Here is a 24,262-nt window from a genome sequence, read left to right on the forward strand (position 1 = left end):
CGTTCATGCGGGTGCAGCAGGCTGTACACGGCCCGGCCGCGCAGTTGCTCGGGCCACAGGCCAAGCAGACGATAAGCTGCCGGCGAGGCATCGAGGAAACGGCCGTCGGGGCTGTGTCGGGAAATCAGGTCGGTAGTGTTTTCGATGATAAGCCGGTAAAGGCGCCTGGCGCGGCTGGCTTCGCGTGCACCCTGGCGCTCTTCGCTGGCGTCACGGCAGCGACCTAGCACCTGCTGGCCCAGGTCATCAGGAATGAATGTCCAGAGCACCGTTCGCTCGCCAACCTGTACCTCGACATCGGCAATCGCCCGGTGCTGGCGCAGGCAGGCACGTACCAGGGCTGCGCAATTGGTCGGCAGCCAGTGGACCAGCGCCGGGCCTTCATCGACCCAGGCCTGCAACGTCGGGTTGAGCAGCAACGGGCTGGCGTCACTGGCCAGCAGCAGGCTGGGTTGCGGGTCCTTGGCAAGCAAGGGGGAAGCGGTCTTGTCCACGGCAGGCGGCTCGCTGATCTAGTAGTTTTACTATATTGCTATAGTCGATATTCCTACTACCATAGCGACTCGCGTAAAACAGCGACAGAGGGGAACGGCCCACCGCCCGCCTCCCGACACCCTGAACAGAGCTAACAATCAGCCATCGGGGGCCAGGCGCACAGGCTGTGCCTGCCTCCCTCACAGGATTACCGCATGTCGATCTATGCCCAGGGCCTGATGCCCGCTGCCGTCAACCATGTCGCCCTCACCCCGCTGAGCTTCATCGAACGCACCGCCACCGTATACGGCAACTATCCGGCGGTGATCCACGGCGCCATCCGCCGCAACTGGCAGCAAACCTACCAACGCTGTCGGCGCCTGGCCAGTGCACTGGCAGGCCGGGGCATCGGCAAGGGCGACACGGTGGCGGTGATGCTGCCCAATACCCCGGCCATGCTCGAAGCGCACTTCGGCGTGCCCATGACCGGGGCCGTGCTCAATACCCTGAACGTGCGCCTGGACGCCGAGGCCATCGCTTTCATGCTGCAGCATGGCGAAGCCAAGGTACTGATCACCGACCGCGAGTTCCACGCCGTCATCGAGGACGCTTTGGAATTGCTCGAACACCCGCCGTTGGTGGTCGATGTGGATGACCCGGAGTACGGCGAAGGTCGCGCAGTCAGCGAACTGGACTACGAGGCGCTGCTCGCCGAAGGCGACCCGGAATTTGCCTGGGAGTGGCCCGATGACGAATGGCAGGCCATTTCCCTCAACTACACCTCCGGCACCACCGGCAACCCCAAGGGCGTGGTCTATCACCACCGCGGCGCCTACCTCAATGCCCTGGGCAACCAGATGACCTGGGCCATGGGCCACCGCCCGGTGTACCTGTGGACCTTGCCGATGTTCCACTGCAACGGCTGGTGCTACCCCTGGACCATCACCGCCCTGGCCGGCACCCACGTGTTCCTGCGCCGGGTCGACCCGCAGAAAATCCTGACCCTGATCCGCGAACACCGGGTCAGCCACTTGTGCGGCGCGCCGATCGTGCTCAACGCCCTGGTCAACATGCCCGAGGCGGCCAAGGCGGCCATCGAGCACCCGGTCCAGGCCATGGTTGCCGGCGCCGCGCCACCGGCCAAGGTCATCGGTGCCGTCGAAGAGATGGGCATCCAGGTCACCCACACCTACGGCCTGACCGAGGTCTACGGCCCGGTCACCGTGTGTGCCTGGCATGACGAATGGGATGACTTGACGCTGGAAGAACGCGCGCGCATCAAGTCACGCCAGGGCGTACGCTACCCGACCCTGGACGGCCTGATGGTTGCCGACCCGCAAACCCTCGAACCTGTGCCACGCGACGGCAACACCCTGGGCGAGATCTTCATGCGCGGCAACACGGTGATGAAGGGCTACCTGAAAAACCCCGAAGCCACCGCCGAAGCCTTCCGGGGTGGCTGGTTCCACACCGGGGACCTGGCCGTGTGGCATGCCGACGGGTATGTCGAGATCAAGGACCGGCTCAAGGACATCATCATTTCCGGCGGCGAGAACATCTCCACCATCGAAGTCGAAGACGCCCTGTACAGGCACCCCGCCGTACTGGAAGCCGCCGTGGTGGCGCGCCCGGATGAAAAATGGGGCGAAACCCCGTGCGCCTTCATCGCCCTCAAGCCAGGCCGCGAAGATGCCCGCGAGGCGGACATCATCAGCTGGTGCCGCGAGCACCTGGCCGGGTTCAAGGTGCCGAAGACCGTGGTGTTTGGCGAGCTGCCCAAGACCTCTACCGGCAAGATCCAGAAGTACGTGCTACGCGACCGGGCCAAAACCCTCTGATGCCTTGGTGGCCTGTTCGCGGGCTTGCCCGCGAACAGGCCAGCCCTGATCTCCTACTTTTCGAGAGCTCCCCATGACCACCTACTCTGCCCCCCTGCGTGACATGCGCTTCGTCCTGCATGACGTGTTCAACGCCCCGGCCCTGTGGGCCCGCCTGCCCGCCCTGGCCGAACGCATCGATGCCGACACTGCCGACGCCATCCTTGAGGAAGCGGCCAAAGTCACCGGCCAGCTGATTGCCCCGCTCAGCCGCAACGGCGACGAGCAAGGTGTGCGCTTCGACGCAGGCGAAGTCACCACGCCTGACGGCTTCCGCGAGGCCTGGCACACCTACCGCGAAGGCGGCTGGGTCGGCCTGGGTGGCAACCCGGAGTACGGCGGCATGGGCATGCCAAAAATGCTCGGCGTGCTGTTCGAAGAAATGCTCTACGCCGCCGACTGCAGCTTCAGCCTGTATTCGGCGTTAAGCGCGGGCAGCTGCCTGGCAATCGATGCGCATGCCAGCGAAGCGCTCAAGGCTACCTACCTGCCACCGCTCTACGAGGGCCGCTGGGCCGGCACCATGTGCCTCACCGAACCCCATGCCGGCACCGACCTCGGGCTGATCCGTAGCCGTGCCGAGCCCCAGGCTGACGGCAGCTATCGCATCAGCGGCAGCAAAATCTTCATCACCGGCGGCGAACAGGACCTGACCGAGAACATCGTCCACCTGGTGCTGGCCAAGCTGCCAGACGCGCCGGCGGGGGCCAAGGGCATCTCGCTATTTCTGGTGCCCAAGTTCCTGGTTGAGGCCGATGGCCGCCTGGGCGCGCGCAACGCCGCCCATTGCGGTTCGATCGAGCACAAGATGGGCATCAAGGCCTCTGCTACCTGCGTGATGAATTTCGATGACGCCGCCGGGTATCTGCTGGGTGAGCCGAACAAGGGCCTGGCGGCGATGTTCACCATGATGAACTACGAGCGCCTGTCCATCGGCATCCAGGGCATCGGCTGTGCAGAAGCCTCGTACCAGAGCGCCGCCCGCTATGCCGGCGAGCGCCTGCAAAGCCGCGCTGCCGGCGGCCCCCAGGCGCAGGACAAGGTGGCCGACCCGATCATCCACCACGGCGATGTGCGGCGCATGCTACTGACCATGCGCACACTCACCGAAGGCGGCCGGGCATTTGCCGCCTACGTCGGCCAGCAGCTGGACCTGGCGCGCTATGCCGACGACGCCGGCGAGCGTGAGCATGCGCAGCGCCTGGTGGCGCTGCTGACGCCGGTAGCCAAGGCATTTTTTACCGACAACGGCCTGGAAAGCTGCGTGCTCGGCCAACAGGTGTATGGCGGCCATGGCTATATCCGCGAATGGGGCCAGGAGCAGCGTGTGCGCGACGTGCGCATCGCGCAGATCTATGAAGGCACCAATGGCATCCAGGCCCTTGACCTGCTCGGGCGCAAGGTGCTGACCGACGGTGGCCAGGCGCTGGCCAGCTTTGCTGCCGAAGTGCGGGCCTTCAGCGTGGGTGCGCCGCTGCATCGCGAGGCCTTGCAAGCGAGCCTGGCACAGCTGGAGGCCACCAGCGCCTGGCTGCGTACACGTGCGGGTGTGGATGCCAATCTGGTCAGCGCGGTGGCGGTGGAGTACCTGCAGCTGTTCGGGCTGACCGCGTATGCCTACATGTGGGCGCGGATGGCGGCGGTGGCATTGGCCAAGCGCGATGCGGACCCTGGGTTTTATGGGGCCAAGCTGGCATGTGCCGAATTTTTCTTCCAGCGTGTCTTGCCACGCAGCCTGGGGCTGGAGGCAAGTATTCGGGCGGGCAGTGGCAGCCTTTACGGGCTGGGTGCGGCGCAGTTCTGAGAGCCTGACGCGGTCCTGCCTGTGTAGGAGCAGCCTTGTGCTGCGAAGAGGCCAGTGCAAGATGCATGGGTTTGCACATAACTTACTTCAGCAGGGACCCTGTGGGAGCGGGCGTGCCCGCGAACACCGGCGCAGCCGGTGCCATGCACCCCGTGGATTCTTCACGGGCGCGTCCGCTCCCACAGGCTACGCGGAGCGCCCAGCATCGGTTCTCTGCGCGCCAGCGCAGCCCAATGGGCTGGGCACTCTCCTACCCTAACCGTTACAGGCGTCATTCCCGCGCGCGAAGGGTTCTCAAACGCTGAAAACCATTGCAAATCCGACGAAAAACCGGCACAACTGATAGTCATTCGCCATTACGTTGGTTCTCGGCAGCCCTCTAGCAAGGGTAGAATGCGCAAAACCGGAGCCGCAATGAACCACGACCGCCTCAACCCCAGCCCTGACGATGCCATCACCGACGCCGCCGCGCACTGGTGCATGCGCCTGCACGCCGAAGATTGCACGGCGGCCGAGCGCGAGGCATTCGCCCGCTGGCTGGCGGCCGACCCTCGGCATGCCGAGGAATACCAGGCAATGCTGGAAATCTGGCAAACCGCCGACCTGCTGCCACGCAATGCCACCGTCATCGACTTCAACCCGCCCGCCCGGCAGGCCGCCCGCACACCCAACTGGCGGCCGCTGGCGTCAGCTGCTGCAATTGCCCTGGCGGTGCTGCCCCTGGCTGGCTGGCTGGGCTGGGAACAGGGCTGGCTGCCCAACCACTACCAGCACTTCGAAACTGGCGAGCGCATGCAGACCGTCGAGCTGAGCGACGGCAGTACGGTGCAACTGAACCTTAACACCGAGTTCACCTACCTCAACTACAAGGACCAGCGCCAGGTCACGCTCAAGCGCGGCGAAGCGTTCTTCAATGTGCAGCACGACAGCAGCCACCCGTTCATCGTGCATGCCGGCCGCGGCCAGACCCGGGTCACCGGCACCCAGTTCAACGTGTGGAAGTATCAGGACCAGGTCAAGGTCACCCTGGTGGAAGGTTCGGTACTGGTGTCCAGCGATGGCAGCGGCGGTGGCTATCGCCTTGGCCCAGGCATGCAGGCCAGTTATCACAAGGGCGACTTTGAACCGCAGCTGGAACAGAGCAACGACTACGGCAACAGCCTGGCCTGGCGTGGCGGCAAGCTGGTGCTCGACAACCTGAGCCTGGAACAGGCACTGCCGGTGATCAACCGCTACCTCGACGCCCCGCTGCTGCTGGCCGATGCTGCCACCGGGCGCATTCGCATCAGCGGCATCTACAACACCCGCGAGGTTGGGCGCCTGGTCAACAACCTGCCCAAGGTACTGCCGGTCTATCTGACCCGCAGCAAGGACGGCAGCACTGTGCTCAATCGCATCTCGCCGCCGCCCCACAAGCGCTGACGCCCCCTCCCCTCAAAGCGTCATGGCCGCCAACCAGCCAAACGCCAGCAGCGGCAGGTTGTAGTGGAGGAAAGTCGGCACCACGGTGTCCCAGATGTGGTGGTGCTGGCCATCGACGTTCAGGCCGGAGGTCGGGCCCAGGGTCGAGTCCGAGGCGGGCGAGCCGGCATCGCCCAGGGCACCGGCAGTACCGACGATGCACACCGTGGCCAACGGGTCGAACCCGAGCTGCACACACAGCGGCACGAAAATCGCGGCCAGGATCGGTACGGTAGAGAACGACGAGCCGATGCCCATGGTTACCAGCAGGCCCACCAGCAGCATCAGCAAGGCACCCACACCTTTGCTGTGGTCGATCCACTGCGCGGACGTTTCCACCAGGCTCTGCACTTCACCGGTAGCCTTCATCACGTCGGCAAAACCGGACGCGGCAATCATGATGAAGCCGATCATGGCCATCATCTTCATGCCTTGGGTGAACAGGTCGTCGGTGTCCTTCCACTTGACGATGCCCGACAGCGAGAAGATCAGGAAACCGACCATGGCGCCGATGATCATCGAATCCAGCAACAGCTGGACGATGAATGCCGCACCGATCGCCAGCCCGGCCACCAGCAGGGTCAACGGGTTGTACTGCACGCTCACCTGCTCTACCTGCTCGATGCGCCCCAGGTCATAGTCGCGCTTCTTGCGGTAGCTGACGCATACCGCCAGCAGCAGGCCTGCGAGCATGCCGGCGGCGGGGATGGCCATGGCGTGGGTGACATTGACCCCGCTTATGTCAACACCGGCGCGGGCAACGTTGGCCAGCAGAATCTCGTTGAGGAAGATGTTGCCGAAGCCCACGGGCAGGAACATGTACGGGGTGATCAAGCCGAAGGTGATCACGCAGGCGATCAGCCGACGGTCGATGCGCAGACGGGTCAGCACGTACAACAGTGGCGGCACCAGCAGCGGAATGAAGGCAATGTGGATGGGCAGGATATTCTGCGACGACACCGCCACCACCAGCATCAGGCCGATCATCAGCCATTTGACCTTGCCGCCATTGGCATGGCCCTGGCGGTCGATCATGGTCAGGGCCCGGTCGGCCAGGGCATGGGCCAGGCCGGACTTGGCGATGGCCACCGCAAAGGCGCCCAGCAGCGCATAGGACAAAGCCACCGTGGCCCCGCCACCCAGGCCGCCGTTGAAGGCCTTGAGCGTGCCTTCGATGCCCAGGCCACCCACCAGCCCCCCCACCAGGGCGCCGATGATCAGGGCGATGACCACATGCACGCGGGACAGGCTGAGTATCAGCATGATGCCGACCGCGGCGATCACTGCATTCATGGTTGGCTTACCTCATTACGACGGAAAAAGCGCGAACTCTGAAGCAGTGGGCGGCAGATGTCAAAAGCGCCATGTTGCGGCGGATTTCGCAGAGGCCGAGATTTAAATTGACTGTTTGAATAAAGAAAAAATGGAGGGGGCCGATATCGTGAGAGGCCAGGCCCCTGTCGGCCCGATCCGAAACCATCCCAAAGCCACCCCAGCCCCAAAGCCATAACCCTTACTGCTCAAAAAAAAAGGGATCCGCCCCATGCCTTTGCGACAACTCTCCATCCAGTGGAAGATCACCCTGCTCGCCGGCCTCTGCCTGGCCGGCATCGTCACCTTGCTCGTCGGCCTGTCGCTGTACCGCATGGACCACAGCTCGGACCTGGTCAAGGCCAGCAGCATGCAGATGCTGACCGAGGCCGCCCAGTCGCGCATCGAGTCGCAAGGCGAAGTGCAAGCGTTGAACATCCGCCGCCAGTTCATGGACGCTTACCAGTACGGCGCAGGCTTCGCCCGCCAGGTGCTGTTCCTGCGCGAGCAGGCAGAAAAACGCTTTCTCGATGCCTTCGACCTGCGCGAAGACCTGACCCGCCAGGTGCGCGCCGCCCTGCAGGCCAACCCCGACCTGCTGGGCTTGTCGCTGGTGTTCGAGCCCAACGCCCTGGACAACAAGGACAGCCTGTTCGCCGACAAGGCCGAACTGGGCAGCAACGAAACCGGGCGCTTTGCCCTGTACTGGTCGCAACCGCGCGCCGGCCAGCTGACCGCCATGGCACTGCCCGAGCATGACATGGCCGACACCCAGATCGGCCCCAGCGGCCAGCCGGCCAACACCTGGTGGGTATGCCCGCGCAACACCGGCAAGGTGTGCGTGGTGGAGCCCTACTTCTACACCATCGATGGCCAGCAGGTGCTGATGACCAGCATCGTTTTCCCGCTGGCCGTCAATGGCAAGATCATTGCCACCCTGTCCATCGACATCAACCTCAACAGCCTGCAGGCCCTGAGCCAGGAGGCCAGCCGCAGCCTGTACGAAGGCCGCACCACGGTCGGCATCCTCAGCCCGGTCGGCCTGCTCGCTGGCTATAGCGCCGACGCCAGCAAGCTGGCCCAGCGCTTCGACCAGGTCGACCCGGCCAAGGGCGCCGAACTGGTGCGCAAGCTGGCCGATGGCAAGCTGAGCATCCTGCACGACCAGCAGCGCCTGAAGGTGCTGGCCGCGTTCCGGCCGATCCCCGATGCCCAGCCTTGGGGCGTGTTGCTGGACGTGCCGGAAAACGCGCTGACCGGGCCCGCCGAAGCACTGCAGCAGGAACTGGACGCCCTGAACACCAGCGGCACGCTGCTGGAGCTGGGCCTGGGCCTGGCTGCGGCCATTGCAGGCTTGCTGATGGTCTGGCTGATGGCCCGAGGGGTTACCCGTCCCATCCTCGGCGTGGCCAGCATGCTCAAGGACATCGCCAGCGGTGAGGGTGACCTGACCCGCCGCCTGACCTACCACAAGCAAGACGAACTGGGCGAGCTGGCAGGCTGGTTCAACCGCTTTCTCGACAAGCTGCAGCCCACCATTGCCGACGTCAAACGCTCGGTGCAGGCCGCCCGCGGCACCGCCGACCAGTCCTCGGCTATCGCCACTGAAACCAGCGCCGGCATGGAGCAGCAGTACCGCCAGGTCGACCAGGTGGCTACTGCCTCGCACGAAATGAGCGCCACCGCCCAGGACGTCGCCCGCAGCGCCGCGCAGGCCGCACAGGCAGCGCGCGATGCCGATCAGGCCACCCGCGAAGGGCTGGCGGTGATCGACCGCACCACGCACAGCATCGACGCCCTGGCCGCCGACATGAGCAATGCCATGGCCGAAGTCGAAGGCCTGGCACAGAACAGCGAGAAGATCGGTTCGGTGCTGGAAGTGATCCGCTCGATTGCCGAGCAAACCAACCTGCTGGCCCTCAACGCCGCCATCGAAGCCGCCCGCGCCGGTGAGGCCGGCCGTGGCTTCGCGGTGGTCGCCGACGAGGTGCGCAACCTGGCCCAGCGTACCCAGGAATCGGTGGAAGAAACCCGCCAGGTGATCGAGGCGCTGCAGAACGGCACGCGCGAAGTGGTCGGCGCCATGGACAACAGCCACCGCCAGGCGCAGAGCGGTGTGCAGCAGGTGGGTCAAGCCGTCACCGCGCTCCAGCGCATCGGCCAGGCAGTGACGGTGATCACCGACATGAACCTGCAGATCGCCTCGGCCGCCGAGGAGCAAAGTGCGGTGGCGGAAGAGATCAACAACAACGTGGCAACCATCCGCGATGTCACCGAATCGCTGTCGGGCCAGGCCAACGAGTCGGCGCGTGTCAGCCAGTCGCTGAACAGCCTGGCCAACCAGCAGCAGGCGCTGATGGACCAGTTCCGCGTGTAACCACGTCGGGGCCGACGCTTGTCGGCCCTCGCTCATGCCTCGAACACGCCTCCACCCAGAATATGATCCAGCAGGACCAATGCGCCATGCACATTGGGCCGTGCCCCCATTGGCAGTACATCGGTGTCGGCTAGCCTCGCGTCGTCGTAGCCAGACTGCATCACCAGTTGGTGCATCTGGTTGCCGTTGAGGTAGATGTGATGGTGCTGCATGGCATAGGACTGGATGAGACTCAGTGCACCACACACCATGGGTGTGGCGCTCGAAGTGCCACCATAGGTGGCGGTGTAGTCCCGGTCACTACCGGCAAAATCCTGCAAGTCCGAATAGGAAAGCGTGACTACCCTGTCGCCCCAGGCATTGAGCATCCGATAAGGATAGTGGTGGTTGGAATACAGATGGGGCTTGCCATCGTATGACCGGCAAGCCCCCACCAGGATGACGCCTGCATCACCATGGTCCTGGAAATAAGACCAGTTGCTCAGGTCCACACCTTCGCTCTGCCGTGTACCTTTATTCGCGATGGTCTGGTTACTGCCATTGGCCGCAGCATTTACCACCACCGCACCACGCTGCGCCAGTTGCTTCATCACTGACCACCAGAGTTTGTCGTGCAAGGCGGGCAGCATGGTGCTCAGCACACTGACATGGGCCGTCTGGCGATTGATCCCGACAATGTCACCAGGCTCTACGTTGCGCAGTAGATCCTTGAGTGCCTGGTAGCTCCCCTGTGCATCTGTCTTGATGTGGTTGTACACGTACAACTCGCTGTCATGGCTGATCCCTGTTGCGCCGAAGCCATTGCGTGCGGCCAGTATCAGCCCGACTGAAGCAGTGCCGTGGTCCGCGTAGGTTTGAGGTTCTATCGAGACAATTTTCAGATTGGGGTTGTCCCGCAAGTCTTCATGCCGGGCGTGCAGCCCTTCATCGCTGAAATGGATACGGCTACCTTTGCCAGTCACATCGCCCGTCCACGCTTTTCGTACATTCAGCCCCTGCCAGCGCGGCCCCGGCTGATCCAGGTAAGTCTGACGCGCTTCGAAATCAGGCGTTGCCGTGGCATTTTCGTGTGCGCGGTTACCGGCCACCACTGCAGCCCCCGTCAATACCGTCGCTATCAGGCCTGCAATACCGAGTACGAAAATATTGGGGGGCGCGACTGGCGGCAAGAAATGCATGTTCTGCACGTAGTCCAGAGCCGAAAGCGTCTTCAACAGCTCGATGTACGTGTCGTTGAGCATGCTCGCAGGCTGGTCGAGCAGACAGCAATCACGCAGCGCTTCAAGCTTGTGCTCATCCCGCTCCTGCTCGCTCAGCACTGGCCGGGGCATCAACACCGTTTTCAGATTCGGCCAGTAGCGAACCAGAACCGAACCGGAGGTTGGCTCCAGGTCATTCAGCAGGCGCGCATGGCCACCTTCGCTGAACACCACAATCAACGTCGGGCAAGACACGCCCGGCGCCAGCACGGGCAGCGCTTGGGCGAGCAGTTCGGGCACCACCGTTGGCGCAACTTCGCGTTTGCGACGTGCGTCAGTCGAAGACAACGGCACTTTGTCCAGAACACTACGGTTGATCTCCTCGGCCTGGATATCGAGCACCAGCGGCGGCATGTCGATCACACCAGCAGCCCCGGTCGGCCGGTTCATCGCCCGTGCATGCTCATCCAGCAAGACCACCCTGGGCCGTATGGAATAGACGCCCGCTGCTTCTTCCGCAACCAACGTGGCCGGGCAACCGTGGTCGCTCAGTTTGCCGCTGCGCGCCTGGGAATAGGCTGAAACACCTTTGAACGACACCGGCCCATCCGGCCCGGCCCGTTCGAGTTCGTAGCGGATGCGGTTGACCTTGTGCAGGTCGGGCCCGCTACAGCGAACGTGCAACTTGCCGTCGAAGCGGAAGTTTCGGTAATAGACAAAGTCAAGGTTCAGGGTCATGGGATGAGGCCTCGCGAAAAAGTGGTCGCCACATGGCGGCGACCACCTTTGCAACCTGCCAGCCCCGGTGGCACCGGGGCCCCGTTCCCTGGCAGCAACGCAGGCTTGCGCGGGCGTCGTCTACACTTGCCGGCAGCCACCCACCGGCAACCCACGAGGCCCTGATGAAAACAATTCAAGCGCTGCTGGCCGGCCTGCTGCTGGCTGCAGGCGTGGCCAGCACCGACAGTGCTGCATCGGCAGATCGCCACACACCTATCCACTTCGGCGCCCTCACCTGGGAAAGCGGGGCACTCACCACCGAGATCCTGCGGCTGATCACAGAGCACGGTTATGGCTACCTCACCGACACCCTGCCCGGCAGCACCGTGAGCCTGGAAGTGGCGCTGGCACGCAACGACCTGCAGGTGATCGCCGAGGAATGGGCCGGGCGCAGCCCTGCCTGGATCAAGGCCGAACAGGCCGGCCAGGTGTTCGCCCTGGGCGACACGGTGAAAAATGCCGAAGAAGGCTGGTGGGTACCGGACTACGTGATCAACGGCGACAACCAGCGTGACTTGAAACCCGCTGCGCCAGGCCTTAAAACGGTCGAAGACCTCAAGCGCTACCCAGAGGTGTTCCGCGACCCCGAGTCACCCGGCAAAGGGCGGTTTCTCAACAGCCCCAGCGGCTGGACTTCGGAAACGGTCAACACCCAGAAACTGAAGGCCTATGGCCTGGATGAGTTCTACACCAACTTCCGCAGCGGCTCCGGGGCAGCGATGGATGCAGAAATCAGCGCAGCCATCCGCCTGGGCCATCCCGTGCTGTTCTATTACTGGAACCCGACGCCGTTGATGGGGCGCTACAAGCTGGTACGCCTGGAAGAACCCCCGTTCGATGCCCAGGCGTGGGCCACCCTCACCAATGCCGGCAACCCCAATCCAAAAGGCAGCCAGTCGCTGCCCGCCAAGCTATCGATAGGCGTTTCCAAAGCCTTCCGCGAGGGCTATCCCGAGCTGGTGTCGATGTTCGAAAAAGTAGACATCCCGATTGACCGTCTGAACCAGGCACTGGCGGCAATGAGCGAAAATCGCACGCCCCCTCGCGACGCTGCCCTGGCGTTTCTGCGTGACAACCCCGAGGTGTGGAAAGCCTGGTTGCCTGCCGAGGTCACGGCCAAGGTCGAGGGCAGCTTGTGAACGACGGCTTTCCCAAAGCCCTGCAATTCTCCTTTGCCGACAGCATCAACCGGCTGGTCGACTGGCTGGTGCTGCATTACGGCGATCACCTGCGCAGTGTCTCGGACCAGCTGCTGCAACTGCTGGTCGGCCTGGAAAACCTGCTGCGGCTGACACCCTGGTGGCTGTTGTTGCTGGTGGTCGGCACGCTGGCCTGGCACGCCAGCCGCAGCCTGCTGCGCAGTATGGTGCTGGTCGCGTTGCTGGCATTCATCGGCATGCTCGGGCTGTGGGACAAACTGCTGCAGACCCTGGCCCTGGTGCTGGTCAGTACCGGCCTGTGCGTGCTGGTGGGTGTACCGCTGGGCATCCTCCTGGCCACCCGCCCGCTGGCACGGCGGCTGTTGCTGCCGATGCTCGATGTGATGCAGACGCTGCCGGCCTTTGTCTACCTGATCCCGGTGCTGATGTTGTTTGGCCTGGGCAAGGTGCCCGCTGTGTTTGCCACGCTGGTCTACGCCCTGCCACCGCTGGTACGGCTGACCGAGCTGGGCCTCAGCCAGATAGACCAGTCGTTGCTGCAGGCTGCCCACGGTTTGGGCGCCAGCCGTTGGCAGCGGCTCCGGCGGATTGCCTTGCCGCTGGCGCTGCCCAGTATCATGGCCGGGCTCAACCAGTCGGTGATGATGGCCCTGTCGATGGTGGTGGTGGCATCGATGATCGGCGCGCGCGGGCTGGGTGAGGACGTGCTGGCGGGTATCCAGACCCTGAATGTGGGCCAAGGGGTAGAGGCCGGGTTGGCCATCGTTGCGCTGGCCATGGTGATCGATCGGATCAGCCAGGCGTATGGGGGGAGCAGGCGCTGAATCGGGTAGCCTGGATCGGCGCCAAGGGCGATCCCCGTGCGCCTTGCCGCCAATCCCCCCGAGCCTGACAATGCAACCCTGCCAACAGAAACCGGACCCCTCGGCATGTCCCTCAAAGCCCTGCGCACCCTGGTGACCATCGCCCGTCACGGCACCTTTGCCCGTGCCGCCGACCTGCTAAGCCTCACCCCCTCGGCAGTGAGCCTGCACATCAAATCGCTGGAAGACGAACTGCAGGTGACGCTGTTCGACCGCAGCCGCCGCCAGGTCGTGCTGACCGAAGCCGGCCAGCTGGCGGTGGCCCGTGCCGAAAGCATTCTGGCCGCTTATGACGAACTGGCCGACGCCCTGGCAAGTGGCCCTGGCCTGCGCGGCCGCCTGCGCCTCGGGGCCATCCATACCGTGCTGGCGCGGCGGCTGCCCAGGGCCCTGGTGTGGATCAAGGCCCACCACCCGCAACTGCACATCAGCGTGGCCTCCGGCATGTCGGCAGAACTGGCGCGGCGCGTGGAAGACGGCGAGCTCGACGCGGCGATCACCACCGAACCGGTCAGCCCCTACCCGCAGAACCTCGACTTCACGCCCTTGTTCGAGGACCGCTTCTGGGCCATTGCCAGCCCTGAGCTGGCCGGCCACAGCGTGCCGCAGCTGCTGGCCAGTCAACCCTTTCTGCGCTTCGACAAACGCGCCTGGGCCGGGCGGCAGATCGAACAGGAACTGCGCCGGCAGCACTTGCACGTAAGCGAGCAGATGGAACTGGACAGCCAGGAAGCCCTGGCGCGCATGGCGGTGATGGGCCTTGGGGTGGCCATCATCCCAATGGCCGATGACGACCTGCAACGCCTGCCACCGGCCACCTGCCTGCCATTTGGCGAGCCCCAGCTGACCCGGCGGGTGGTGTTGCTGGAGCATGAGAAAAGTCAGCGGCGGCATTTGAGTGCAGTATTGAAAACCGCGCTGGAAGCGTGAGGGCGCCGAGGCCACAGCGCGGGCCGGAGTAACATGCATTTTTCCTCAATGGTCAGTTAAGAAAACAACGTTTCTACAAATCAGTTGCCGCCAGTAATGTGACCCCGTACCCGACTACGGAACGTCACCCATGCTCCAGTTGCTGCTGACCACCTTACTGCCGATAATCTTGCTGATTGCCTTGGGCAGCTTCCTGCGCCTGCGCAGCTTTCTGTCTGAAAGCTTCTGGCCCGGGGCCGAGCGCCTCAGCTACTACGTACTGTTGCCGTCACTGTTCCTCCACGGCCTGGCCACCGCCAACCTGGACGGGGTACCGGTACTGGGCATGGTCGGTGTACTGATGCTCTCGACACTGGCGGGGGCCGTGCTGCTGGTGCTCTACCAGGGCGCGATCAACCACGATGGCGCCGACTTCACCTCGGTGTTCCAGGGCGGCATCCGCTTCAACAACTACATCGGTGCCACCCTGGCTGCGGGCATCTATGGAAGCGCCGGGATTGCCCTGGCGGCGGTAGCCAACGCGGCCATCGTGCCGCTGGTCAACCTGCTTTGCGTGCTGGTGTTTGCGCGCTTCAGCGCTCGCCATAGCTCGCCCGCCACGGTGCTGAGGGCGATCTTCGCCAACCCGTTGATCGTCGGTTGCGCAGGCGGCCTGTTGCTACGGGTAACTGGCCTTGGCCTGCCGGCCGGCATCGAACCTACGGTCAAGGCCCTGGGCCAGGCTGCCCTGCCGCTTGGGCTGCTGTGCGTTGGCGCGGCCCTGGGTGGCGCCCGCCTGGGCCAGCAGGTGCGGCCGCTGATGGCGGCATCGGCGTTCAAGTTCCTGGTCATGCCGCTGACCACCTGGGGCCTGTGCCGGGTGCTCGGCCTGAGTGGCCAGGCCGCCGTGGTGGCGGTGCTGTTCCAGGCTTTGCCTACCGCTTCGTCATCCTATGTGATGGCCCGTCAAATGGGCGGCAATGCGCCCTTGATGGCGACGATCATAGCCCTGCAGACCGTGGCCGCCGCCGCCACACTGCCTTTGGTATTAATGCTTACGCTTGGCTAGACTCAGATTCAACCCACACTTCGGAAGCTTGGACCATGCGCCTATCGTGGATGGTAGTTGGCTTGACCTCGGCCCTGCTCGCAGGCTCCTTGCAGGCCGCTGACCCGGCCAAGGCTGCGGTTGCCGAGGACAAGGCCGAAGTGCTGGAGCAGAAAGTGGCGAACGACGCGCCTGCGCCGAAAAAGGCGGAAACCCTGACACCGAGCGAAGCGAAGGCCGTCGACCCTGCCGGCCAGGCGCCGCTGGACGACAGCATTACCTGCCTGGCCCGCACCATTTACTGGGAGGCAAAGGGCGCCGACGCCAAGGACATGGCCGCCGTTGCCAGCGTGGTGCTCAACCGCCTGGGCCATGATGGTTTCCCGGACACCATCTGCGGGGTGGTCAAGCAGGGTGTGGAGACCAAGGCCTGCCAGTTTTCCTGGTGGTGCGACGGGCGCTCCGACCAGGTCGAGGAAGCGCAGCGTTACGACGTCGCCAAGGAGATCGCACGCAAGGCGCTGAACCAGCAACTCAAGGACCCCACCGGGGGGGCACTGTACTTCCATGACCGCACGGTGCGCCCGGACTGGGCCAAGGCCTATCGACGCACCGCGCAGACCACGCACTTCCTGTTTTACAAGCCGAACCAGGCGTTGGCACGCTAGATCTGAAGTCGAGCGTTCCCGTGAAGCGTCGATGTTACGAATGATTACCAAACCGCCGCACTTTTCCGGCGACCAGTGGTCTACTCCCTCTTGTGCCGGCAGCAACCCACGCCGGCGTTTTCATTGCTTTGCATGACCCCGGGCCAAAAGCCCCGGGCTTGTGTAGGATGAGCAGCGCATACCACGACGCTGCCAGTCACAGGGAGATCCACATGCGCGTCCTGCCATCACTTGCCGCCTTGTCACTGGGCCTGGTCGTCTCGACCGCGGCGCTGGCTGTTACCGGCGAAGAGGCGCAACTGATCGACTCGATCAACGTCTACCGCAGCAAGGCCCAGCCCTGCGGTGGCGAGGCATCGCTGGAGCTGCCGCCGCTCAACAGCGATACCCGCCTGGCGCTGTCGCCAGAGGGTACCCGCGACCTGCAGCAGGCCATGACCCGCGCCGCCTACCCCATGGTCAACGTCCAGGCCATAAGCCTGTCCGGGCCGCGCGATGCGCGCGCCGCAATGCATGCCATTGAAGAAAGCTTCTGCCAAGTGGTGCTCGACCCGCAGTTCGTCGATATCGGCGTCAGCCAGGAGGGCCGCGACTGGCGCATCGTGCTGGCGCGGCCGCTGCTCAGTGGCCGCCTGGGCGACTGGCAGGCCGAGGGGCAGAAGGTGCTGCAGGCAATCAACGACGCGCGCAAGGTGCCTCGCCAATGCGGCGGCCAGCCCTTCGCCGCCGCCCCCGCGCTGGCCTGGAGCACTGCGCTGGCCGGCGTCGCCGCCAACCACACGCGGGCCATGGCCAACCAGAACTTCTTTGACCATATCGACAAGGATGGCCGTACCCCCGGTGACCGTGCAGAGCTGGCTGGCTACCTGTATCAGCAGATCGGCGAGAACATTGCGGCCGGGCGCGACACTGCGCACAAGGTAGTCGAGGGCTGGCTGGACAGCCCGGGGCATTGCGCAACGCTGATGAATCCGGACTTCCGTGAGCTGGGTGCTGCCTATGCAGTAGACCCGAAGAGCGACGCAGGGATCTACTGGACAGGGTTGTTCGGCTCGCCGCAGTAAGCCTGCCTGAGCGCCAGCGCGGTACAACCAAACCGCCGCCGCACGCACTTGCCCAAGTGACTGGCGTCGGCAAAACCCACTTCATCGGCAATTTGCATCAGGCTGTGGCTGGAGTTGCACAAGCGCCAGCGCGCCTGCTGCAAGCGCATCTCCAGCCACCAGGCCTTGGCGCTCACGCCGTGGCTGGCCTGGAACTGCCGGTCCAGTTGCCGCCGGCTGATGCCCAGTTGCGCAGCCAACTGCTCCACCGCCACTGGCGTGCCCAGGTGATGGCGCATCAATGCCTGTGCCCGCTCCGCTTGCCGTCCTGGCCCGCCGCCGAGTTCCAAAGAGCGCAAGGCATGGCGGCTGTCGCGGGTTTCATCCACGAGCATGTCGGCAAGCCCGAAGCGCAGCTTGTCGAGAAAGGCACCGAACGGCAGCAGGGCAAAATCCGGCAAGGGCAGGATAAGCAAGCGGATGTCAGGCTGCATGAAGCTGTGTCCAGAAATCACCGTCGAATGTCCGAATCATAACCTGACAGAGAAGACCTGGCGCCATAGACTGGCGCCCTTCGGACCAACAAGGCGTTTCCCGACATGGCTCTCGACACCTGGCTTATTTACCTGCTGGCAAGCATCGGCCTGTCGCTGACTCCAGGCCCGAACAGCCTGCTGGCGCTGACCCACGGGGCCCTTTATGGCGCGCGCCGAACGTTGATCACCATCGTTGGCGGCGTATTCGGCTTCAGCGCGCTCATTGCCTTGGCCATGTTCGGCCTGACAGCGTTGCTGCAGACCTCGGCCTCGCTGCTGGAAGTGCTGAAGTGGGTCGGCGGGGCTTACCTGGTCTGGCTGGGAATTCAGCTGTGGCGCAGCCCCGGTCTGCACCTGGAACTGAACGAGCGCAGCGCCCGTCTTGGCAACGCCGGCCTGTTCCGCCAAGGCCTGCTGTCGGCCCTGGCCAACCCCAAGGTGTTGCTGTTTTACGGTGCGTTCCTGCCGCAATTCATCGACCCGCAGCGGGGGTTGCTGCTGCAGTTCGTGGTGATGGCGGCGACCTTTGCCAGCGTGGAGTTTCTGGTCGAGTACCTGCTGGCGCGCCTGGCATTTCGCATTCGCCCTTGGCTGGCCAAAGGCGGCAAGGGCTTCAACCGCTGCTGCGGCAGCCTGTTTGCCGTGATTGGCGTGGCCCTGCCGCTTGGCCGCTGATGCCCAGGCTGGGGCGCTCAGCCTCGATGCGCTCTGGCCAGGAAAACCAGCAAGGCAATGCCCGGCAACCCTGCCCCCACCAACGTGATGCCTTGCCAGCCAAACTGGCTGAACACCGCACTGGCCACCGCCGAACCCAGCGCCCCACCGAGGAAGATGCTGGTCATGTAAACCGCGTTCAAGCGCCCGCGGCTGGCCGGGTCCAGCGCGTACACCTCGCGCTGACCAATGACCATGTTCATCTGCACCGCGAAGTCCAGCAGCACTCCGGTAAGCCCCAGACCGATCACGCTGTAGCCCGGCGCGGTCAGGCCCAGCAACAATGCCGCCGGAGCCAGCAACAATGCCAGCAGCGAGCCGGCCCGCGCATGTCCGGCGTCGGCCAGGCGGCCGGCCAGCGGCGCGGCTACGGCCCCTACCGCGCCCACCAGGGCAAACACCGCGATCTGGCTTTGCGACAGCCCATGCTCACCTGCCAGGGCCATCGGCACCGCTGTCCAGTAAAGGCTGAACGCTGCAAACATCAATGCCTGGTACAACGAACGCTGGCGCAGCAATGGATACCGCCGCAGCAACGTGAGCAGCGACAGCATCAGCGCGGCATAGCTGGCCTTGTGTTCAGGCCGCCGCTGCGGCAGGGTCAGGCCCAGCAGCAGGATGATCGCCAGCATGACCCCGGCAGCGCCAATGAACACCGCCCGCCAGCCGAAGTGGTCAGCCACCAGGCTCGACAACGGCCGCGCCAGCAGGATACCCAGCAGCAGGCCGCCCATGATATTGCCCACCACCCGCCCGCGCTGCTGCTCCGGTGCCAGGTGCGCGGCCAGCGGGATCAGCATTTGCACCGCTACCGAACTGAAACCGATCAGCAGCGCGTAGCCCAGGAACAACCGGCCCTGGCCGCTGCTGCTGGTGCCCGCCAGCAACAGGCTGACGCAGGCCAGCACGGCAGTGGCCACCATCAGGCGGCGGTTTTCCAGCAGGTCGGCGAGCGGCACCAGCAACAGCAGACCAAGCGCATAGCCCAGCTGCGTGAGGGAAACGATCAGGCTGGCATGCTCGGTGGACAGCCCCAGGTCCGGGGCGATCAGCGCCACGATTGGCTGGGCATAATAGATATTGGCGACTATTGCGCCACAGCAGAAAGCCAGCAGCACGACCAGCGTGCGGCTGAGGCCGGCGGCTGCAGGCTGCGCGGTGGCAAGGGTGGGATTCATGGCGGTATCCTCGGCGAGGGGGTGGAATATGTCGGCTACCTTACCCAGTCGCGGGTGGGTCGAGAATCCGGCGACGACGCAACGCGGCTTTGCGTGCAGCGCAACGTTAGGTGCGCGGTTGCAGCAAATTTTCGCAAAAGTCGATGAACGCGTTCACCCGCCGCGAACCTCGGTGATTGGGCAGGTACAGCGCATTGATGCTGTCATTGGCTGTGCCAGGGCTTGCCCGCCAGGCGGGGAACAATCGCTGCAGCCGCCCGGCAAGCACATCCTCGCGCACCAGCCAGTCGGCCAGCAGCGCAATGCCACTGCCCGCCAGTGCAGCTTCGCGGAGCATGTCGGCATTGGCGCTGCGCAATGGCCCGCGCACGTCCAGTTCCAGGCTGTCCTGGCCCTGGGTCAGGCGCCAGGGACGGGCTTTTTGCCCATAGCGAAAGCGCAGGCAGGCATGATCAAGCAACGCCTTTGGGTGCTGCGGCGGCTCACCCCGGGCGAGGTAGGCCGGGCTGGCTACCAGCCAACGCTCGAAGCGCCCCAGCTGACGACACACCAGCTCGTCATTGGGCGAGGGGTCGCCGAGACGAATCGACAGGTCATAACGCCCGTCGAGCAGATCATCCAGGCGGTCGCTGAGGTCGATGTCCAGCTCCAGCGCCGGGTGCTGCGCCAGGAACTGCCCCAGGTGCGGGGCGACGACGCGCCTGCCGAACTCCACGGGCAAGCACAGGCGCAACACGCCGACCGGCGCCTCGCCACGGTCGGCAACGCTGGCATCGGCTTCATCCAGGGCTTCGAAAATACCCCGTGCGCGTTCGTAATAACGGGCGCCCGCTTCCGTCAGGCTGACCTGGCGGGTCGAGCGGTTGAGCAAGGTGGCGCCCAGTTCGGCCTCCAGAGCATCGACCAGGCGCGTCACCGACGATGTCGCCAGCCCCAGCCTGCGTGCAGCGGCAGAAAAACCCTGGGCATCGATGGTGGCCACGAACATCTTCATTGCCTGGAGTTTGTCCATTTGCCGCCCACGCTCCAAAACTCAGAAAGTTCTTACAAACCGCCGGGCCGGTCAAGAAGCGCGCTGCTGGGCAATAGCGTTCATAGTGGAATCAAATCCTTCCCATGAGGCTTTCCATGACACTGACCAACCTGCTGACTGCCCTGCCCGCCGCCGACCCAACCTGCGCCGAACGCGTGGACGAACTGCTCAGCCGCCCGGGCGTGCGCGTCGAGCGTATCGTCTCCAGCGGCCAAGCCAGTCCGCCAGGTTACTGGTACGACCAGGCCGAGGGCGAATGGATCGTGCTGCTCAGCGGCGCCGCCGGCCTGCGTTTCGAGCTCGAAAACCATACCCGGCTGCTGGCGCCGGGCGATTGCCTGGACATCCCACCGCACTGCCGCCACCGGGTGGAATGGACGGCACCTGGCATGCCGACCGTCTGGCTCGCCGTGTTCTATACCAGTGCCACCCCGTGGCCCACCTGAAAGGCCGCCCGTAGTGTCTGCAGGAGCAGCACCAAGCTGCTCTTGGCACAAACGCGGTCGCCACTCGACCAAAGTATCAATGCAAATTTAATAACCTGCATGAACACCCCGTTTAATGCTTTTTTCACCGCCTGATCTAAGCTTTTAGCCACACCTTGGCAAGTTCAGCCCTGCGACAATCAGCCTCACAAAGTTATGTACTAACTTGTTAATTAGCAAGCTAAGGGCTTAAACTGCGCCCATTCCACCTGCTGAGATCCCTGGCATGAAAGAAACACCGCGCGCGTCTGGCGCCACAAATATCATCCTTGTCGGCCTGGGCGTGATCATCGCCCTGCTCGGCCTCCTCCTGGCTGCTGGCGGCATCAAGCTGGCCGGCCTGGGCGGCTCCTGGTACTTCCTGATCGGCGGCCTGGCCATGGCCATTGCCGGTATCCTCATCGCCCGCCGCAAAAAGGCCGGTGCCTGGCTGTACGCGGCGTTTCTGGTCGGCACTGCCGCCTGGGCGCTGGTCGATGCCGGCCTGGTGTTCTGGCCGCTGTTCTCGCGCCTGTTCATGTTCGGCGCGATCGGCATGGCGGTGGCGCTGGTCTACCCGCTGCTGGCCCGCGCCAACGGTGCCAACAGCGGCCGTGGCGCCTACGGCATTGCCGCGGTGATGGCCGTGGTACTGGTGATCGCCGCCGGCAACATGTTCGTTGCCCACCCAAGCGTCGCTCCTACCGGCAAGGGCCCGGGCATGACCCCGGTCGAAGCCGGCAAGGAACAGAAGGACTGGGCCCACTACGGCAACACCGAGGGTGGCAGCCGCTTCGCCGCGCTGGACCAGATCAACCGTGACAACGTCGACAAGCTGAAAGTGGCCTGGACCTACCACACCGGTGACGTGGCCATCAGCGACGGCAACGGCGCCGAAGACCAGCTGACCCCGCTGCAGATCGGCAACAAGGTGTTCATCTGCACGCCGCACAACAACCTGATCGCCCTTGACGCCGACACCGGCAAAGAGCTGTGGAAAAACGCGATCAACGCGCAATCCAAGGTCTGGCAGCGTTGCCGCGGCATGGCTTACTTCGATGCGACAGCCGCCATCGCCCAGCCGACCCAGCCGAACAGCTCGCCGATCGCTGGCGGCAGTGTAGCGGCTGGCGCCAACTGCCAGCGCCGCCTGCTGACAAACACCATCGATGGCCGCCTGATTGCCGTCGACGCCGACAATGGCGAGTTCTGCCAGGGCTTCGGCAACAACGGCCAGGTCAACCTGATGGAAGGCCTGGGCAACGTGCCAGACTCCTTCTACCAGCTGTCCTCCGCACCATTGATGGCCGGTACTACCGTGGTGGTTGGCGGCCGGGTCGCCGACAACGTCCAGACCGACATGCCAGGTGGCGTGATCCGTGGTTTCGACGTGATCACCGGGGAAATGCGCTGGGCTTTCGACCCGGGCAACCCGGAAGATCGCCAGGCGCCTCAGGGTGACAACACCTACGTGCGCAGCACCCCGAACAGCTGGGCACCGATGTCCTATGACCCGGCGATGAACACGGTATTCCTGCCGATGGGCTCGTCCTCCACCGACATCTATGGCGTTGAACGCAACAAGCTGGACCACACCTACGGTGCTTCGGTACTGGCCCTGGACGCCACCACCGGCAACCAGAAGTGGGTGTTCCAGACCGTGCACAACGACCTGTGGGACTTCGACCTGCCGATGCAGCCAAGCCTGATCGACTTCACCAAGGACGACGGCCAGTCGGTACCTGCGGTGGTGATCGGCACCAAGGCTGGGCAGATCTACGTGCTCGACCGCGCCACCGGCAAGCCGCTGACCCAGGTTGACGAAGTACCGGTCAAGCCAAGCAACATCCCCAACGAGCCGTACTCCCCCACCCAGCCGAAGTCGGTTGGCATGCCTCAGATCGGCGCGCAGACCCTGACCGAATCTGACATGTGGGGCGCAACCCCGTATGACCAGCTGTTGTGCCGTATCGACTTCAAGAAGATGCGCTACGACGGCCTGTACACCGCACCAGGCACCGACCTGTCGCTGAGCTTCCCGGGTTCGCTGGGTGGCATGAACTGGGGCAGCCTGTCTACCGACCCGGTACATGGTTTCATCTTCGTCAACGACATGCGCCTTGGTCTGTGGATCCAGATGATCCCGTCGCAGAACAAGGGTGACGCGGCCTCCGGGGGTGAAGCACTGAACACCGGCATGGGCGCGGTACCGCTCAAGGGCACCCCGTATGCGGTGAACAAGAACCGCTTCCTGTCGGTAGCCGGCATTCCGTGCCAGGCGCCGCCGTTCGGCACCCTGACCGCCATCGACATGAAGACCCGCCAGGTAGCCTGGCAGGTACCGGTCGGTACTGTTGAAGATACCGGCCCGCTCGGTATCCGCATGCACCTGCCGATCAAGATCGGCCTGCCAACCCTCGGCGGCACCCTGTCGACCCAAGGCGGCCTGGTGTTCATCGCAGGCACCCAGGACTTCTACCTGCGCGCCTACGACAGCAGCAACGGTAACGAAATCTGGAAGGCTCGCCTGCCAGTGGGCAGCCAGGGCGGCCCGATGACCTACGTCTCGCCGAAGACCGGCAAGCAGTACGTAGTGATCACCGCTGGCGGTGCACGCCAGTCGACTGACCGTGGCGACTACGTGATTTCTTACGCGCTGCCGTAAGACCCCGTCGCCTGCTTCGCGGGCATGCCCGCTCCCACAGGTTCTGCCTTGAACCTTGTGGAAGCGGGCGCGCCCGCGAATTGCCTCAAGAACTTTTCGAGACACAGCAATGCCATCCGCAATCCGCATCACCCCTACCCTGCTGCTGGCCCTGGCCAGCACCACCGCCCTCGCCGACGGCGACCTGATGACCCGCAACACCCTCACCGGTGACTGGGGTGGCCTGCGCCACCAGCTGGAAGACGACGGCGTCAAGTTTACCGGCGACTACAGCGGCGAAACCGCCTACAACGCCCACGGTGGCCTGCACCGCTCGGCGCGCTATTCGCAGAACCTGAAGCTGGGCGTGCAGTTCGACCTGTCGAAACTGTACGGCCTGGACAACGGCGGCAAGGTCCAGCTGACCATCAACGACCGCCGCGGCAACAGCGCCTCGGAAGACCTGGTCGGCAACCGCTTGCCGATCCAGGAAAACTACGGTGGCCTGTACACCCGCCTGACCGAGCTGAGCTACGAGCGTACCCTGTTCACCCCGGCGCTCAACGTCAAACTGGGCTACATGGCCATGGGCAACGACCTTGGCGGCCTGGACAGCGGCATCCTGTGCAACTTCATGAACGCCGGCTTCTGCGGCCACCCGCTGAACATGTCCGGCGGCAGCGGCTGGACCAACTACCCCAACGCCCACCTGGGCGTGC

Annotated in this window: 19 protein-coding genes and 1 pseudogene; 14 read left to right on the forward strand and 6 right to left on the reverse strand. The window is 64.3% G+C overall.

Annotated elements, in window-relative coordinates; all coding sequences use genetic code 11:
- Positions 1-494: PAS domain S-box protein (locus HP547_RS10600; RefSeq protein WP_172286253.1), on the reverse strand; the 494-nt coding region annotated here is incomplete at its 3' end.
- A 195-nt stretch (positions 495-689) separates the two neighbouring features.
- Between HP547_RS10600 and HP547_RS10605 the strand changes: the two genes are divergently transcribed.
- The 3 genes from HP547_RS10605 (at position 690) to HP547_RS10615 (ending at position 5,577) form a co-directional block, all read left to right on the forward strand.
- Entirely contained in the window at positions 690-2,312 is a 1,623-nt protein-coding gene (locus HP547_RS10605) for an acyl-CoA synthetase (RefSeq protein WP_172286254.1), read from the forward strand.
- A 73-nt stretch (positions 2,313-2,385) separates the two neighbouring features.
- The gene (locus HP547_RS10610) at positions 2,386-4,155 is read left to right on the forward strand and encodes an acyl-CoA dehydrogenase C-terminal domain-containing protein (RefSeq protein WP_172286255.1); all 1,770 of its coding nucleotides are present in this window, start codon (positions 2,386-2,388) and stop codon (positions 4,153-4,155) included.
- Between the two features lie 414 nt (positions 4,156-4,569).
- Entirely contained in the window at positions 4,570-5,577 is a 1,008-nt protein-coding gene (locus HP547_RS10615; RefSeq protein WP_172286256.1) for a FecR family protein, read from the forward strand.
- Positions 5,578-5,589: 12 nt separating this feature from the next.
- Here the strand turns inward: HP547_RS10615 and HP547_RS10620 are convergent, their stop codons facing one another.
- Positions 5,590-6,909 carry a Na+/H+ antiporter family protein gene (locus HP547_RS10620; protein ID WP_172228108.1) on the reverse strand — a complete coding sequence of 440 codons (1,320 nt, stop codon included), beginning with the start codon at positions 6,907-6,909 and terminating at the stop codon, positions 5,590-5,592.
- Positions 6,910-7,159: 250 nt separating this feature from the next.
- On the opposite strand from HP547_RS10620, the gene HP547_RS10625 reads away from it, so the two are divergent.
- On the forward strand, positions 7,160-9,304 hold the full coding sequence (locus tag HP547_RS10625; RefSeq protein ID WP_172228110.1) for a methyl-accepting chemotaxis protein: 2,145 nt from the start codon (positions 7,160-7,162) through the stop codon (positions 9,302-9,304).
- Between the two features lie 32 nt (positions 9,305-9,336).
- On the opposite strand, the gene HP547_RS10630 is transcribed toward HP547_RS10625, so the two are convergent.
- The gene (locus HP547_RS10630; protein WP_372242885.1) at positions 9,337-11,103 is read right to left on the reverse strand and encodes a S8 family serine peptidase; all 1,767 of its coding nucleotides are present in this window, start codon (positions 11,101-11,103) and stop codon (positions 9,337-9,339) included.
- Between the two features lie 302 nt (positions 11,104-11,405).
- Between HP547_RS10630 and HP547_RS10635 the strand changes: the two genes are divergently transcribed.
- The 6 genes from HP547_RS10635 to HP547_RS10660 all read left to right on the forward strand — a co-directional run bounded on the left by HP547_RS10635 (position 11,406) and on the right by HP547_RS10660 (position 16,995).
- Positions 11,406-12,422 (forward strand): ABC transporter substrate-binding protein, encoded by a 1,017-nt coding sequence (locus HP547_RS10635; RefSeq protein ID WP_172286257.1) that lies wholly within the window; start codon positions 11,406-11,408, stop codon positions 12,420-12,422.
- The gene (locus tag HP547_RS10640; protein WP_172286258.1) at positions 12,419-13,267 is read left to right on the forward strand and encodes an ABC transporter permease subunit; all 849 of its coding nucleotides are present in this window, start codon (positions 12,419-12,421) and stop codon (positions 13,265-13,267) included. Before HP547_RS10635 ends, HP547_RS10640 begins: the two co-directional genes overlap by 4 nt.
- 105 nt (positions 13,268-13,372) lie before the next feature.
- Complete coding sequence (locus HP547_RS10645) at positions 13,373-14,236, forward strand: LysR family transcriptional regulator (protein WP_172286259.1); 864 nt, start codon at positions 13,373-13,375, stop codon at positions 14,234-14,236.
- 130 nt (positions 14,237-14,366) lie between these two features.
- On the forward strand, positions 14,367-15,284 hold the full coding sequence (locus HP547_RS10650) for an AEC family transporter (RefSeq protein ID WP_172286260.1): 918 nt from the start codon (positions 14,367-14,369) through the stop codon (positions 15,282-15,284).
- 35 nt (positions 15,285-15,319) lie between these two features.
- Positions 15,320-15,931, forward strand: coding sequence for a cell wall hydrolase (locus tag HP547_RS10655; RefSeq protein ID WP_172229608.1), 612 nt, complete (start codon positions 15,320-15,322; stop codon positions 15,929-15,931).
- Between the two features lie 212 nt (positions 15,932-16,143).
- The gene (locus HP547_RS10660; protein ID WP_172229611.1) at positions 16,144-16,995 is read left to right on the forward strand and encodes a CAP domain-containing protein; all 852 of its coding nucleotides are present in this window, start codon (positions 16,144-16,146) and stop codon (positions 16,993-16,995) included.
- Here HP547_RS10660 and HP547_RS10665 read toward each other — a convergent pair.
- Positions 16,962-17,381 (reverse strand): annotated as a pseudogene (locus HP547_RS10665) (helix-turn-helix domain-containing protein); the annotation flags it as partial. The gene HP547_RS10660 and the pseudogene HP547_RS10665 overlap by 34 nt on opposite strands.
- 192 nt (positions 17,382-17,573) lie before the next feature.
- Between HP547_RS10665 and HP547_RS10670 the strand changes: the two are divergent.
- Entirely contained in the window at positions 17,574-18,185 is a 612-nt protein-coding gene (locus tag HP547_RS10670) for a LysE family translocator (protein WP_172286261.1), read from the forward strand.
- A 17-nt stretch (positions 18,186-18,202) separates the two neighbouring features.
- Here the strand turns inward: HP547_RS10670 and HP547_RS10675 are convergent, their stop codons facing one another.
- Positions 18,203-19,402, reverse strand: coding sequence for an MFS transporter (locus tag HP547_RS10675; protein ID WP_172286262.1), 1,200 nt, complete (start codon positions 19,400-19,402; stop codon positions 18,203-18,205).
- Between the two features lie 106 nt (positions 19,403-19,508).
- Entirely contained in the window at positions 19,509-20,414 is a 906-nt protein-coding gene (locus HP547_RS10680) for a LysR family transcriptional regulator (protein ID WP_172286263.1), read from the reverse strand.
- 116 nt (positions 20,415-20,530) lie between these two features.
- On the opposite strand from HP547_RS10680, the gene HP547_RS10685 reads away from it, so the two are divergent.
- From HP547_RS10685 to HP547_RS10695, 3 genes are all read left to right on the forward strand, one after another.
- Entirely contained in the window at positions 20,531-20,881 is a 351-nt protein-coding gene (locus HP547_RS10685) for a cupin domain-containing protein (protein WP_172226894.1), read from the forward strand.
- A 265-nt stretch (positions 20,882-21,146) separates the two neighbouring features.
- On the forward strand, positions 21,147-23,564 hold the full coding sequence (locus HP547_RS10690) for a glucose/quinate/shikimate family membrane-bound PQQ-dependent dehydrogenase (RefSeq protein ID WP_172226897.1): 2,418 nt from the start codon (positions 21,147-21,149) through the stop codon (positions 23,562-23,564).
- A 109-nt stretch (positions 23,565-23,673) separates the two neighbouring features.
- The coding region (locus tag HP547_RS10695) for a carbohydrate porin (RefSeq protein ID WP_172286264.1) at positions 23,674-24,262 on the forward strand (589 nt) is incomplete at its 3' end.

This window comes from Pseudomonas sp. CM27 (genome assembly GCF_013179515.1).
Lineage (GTDB): Bacteria > Pseudomonadota > Gammaproteobacteria > Pseudomonadales > Pseudomonadaceae > Aquipseudomonas.

Bases quoted from the DNA above. Each gene is read 5' to 3' on its own strand.
- HP547_RS10690 (WP_172226897.1), top strand. From the start codon at position 21,147: ATGAAAGAAACACCGCGCGCGTCTGGCGCCACAAATATCATCCTTGTC.
- HP547_RS10660 (WP_172229611.1), top strand. From the start codon at position 16,144: ATGCGCGTCCTGCCATCACTTGCCGCCTTGTCACTGGGCCTGGTCGTC.
- HP547_RS10625 (WP_172228110.1), top strand. From the start codon at position 7,160: ATGCCTTTGCGACAACTCTCCATCCAGTGGAAGATCACCCTGCTCGCC.
- HP547_RS10670 (WP_172286261.1), top strand. From the start codon at position 17,574: ATGGCTCTCGACACCTGGCTTATTTACCTGCTGGCAAGCATCGGCCTG.
- HP547_RS10615 (WP_172286256.1), top strand. From the start codon at position 4,570: ATGAACCACGACCGCCTCAACCCCAGCCCTGACGATGCCATCACCGAC.
- HP547_RS10685 (WP_172226894.1), top strand. From the start codon at position 20,531: ATGACACTGACCAACCTGCTGACTGCCCTGCCCGCCGCCGACCCAACC.
- HP547_RS10655 (WP_172229608.1), top strand. From the start codon at position 15,320: ATGCGCCTATCGTGGATGGTAGTTGGCTTGACCTCGGCCCTGCTCGCA.
- HP547_RS10605 (WP_172286254.1), top strand. From the start codon at position 690: ATGTCGATCTATGCCCAGGGCCTGATGCCCGCTGCCGTCAACCATGTC.
- HP547_RS10620 (WP_172228108.1), bottom strand. From the start codon at position 6,909: ATGAATGCAGTGATCGCCGCGGTCGGCATCATGCTGATACTCAGCCTG.
- HP547_RS10680 (WP_172286263.1), bottom strand. From the start codon at position 20,414: ATGGACAAACTCCAGGCAATGAAGATGTTCGTGGCCACCATCGATGCC.
- HP547_RS10610 (WP_172286255.1), top strand. From the start codon at position 2,386: ATGACCACCTACTCTGCCCCCCTGCGTGACATGCGCTTCGTCCTGCAT.
- HP547_RS10650 (WP_172286260.1), top strand. From the start codon at position 14,367: ATGCTCCAGTTGCTGCTGACCACCTTACTGCCGATAATCTTGCTGATT.
- HP547_RS10675 (WP_172286262.1), bottom strand. From the start codon at position 19,402: ATGAATCCCACCCTTGCCACCGCGCAGCCTGCAGCCGCCGGCCTCAGC.
- HP547_RS10635 (WP_172286257.1), top strand. From the start codon at position 11,406: ATGAAAACAATTCAAGCGCTGCTGGCCGGCCTGCTGCTGGCTGCAGGC.
- HP547_RS10645 (WP_172286259.1), top strand. From the start codon at position 13,373: ATGTCCCTCAAAGCCCTGCGCACCCTGGTGACCATCGCCCGTCACGGC.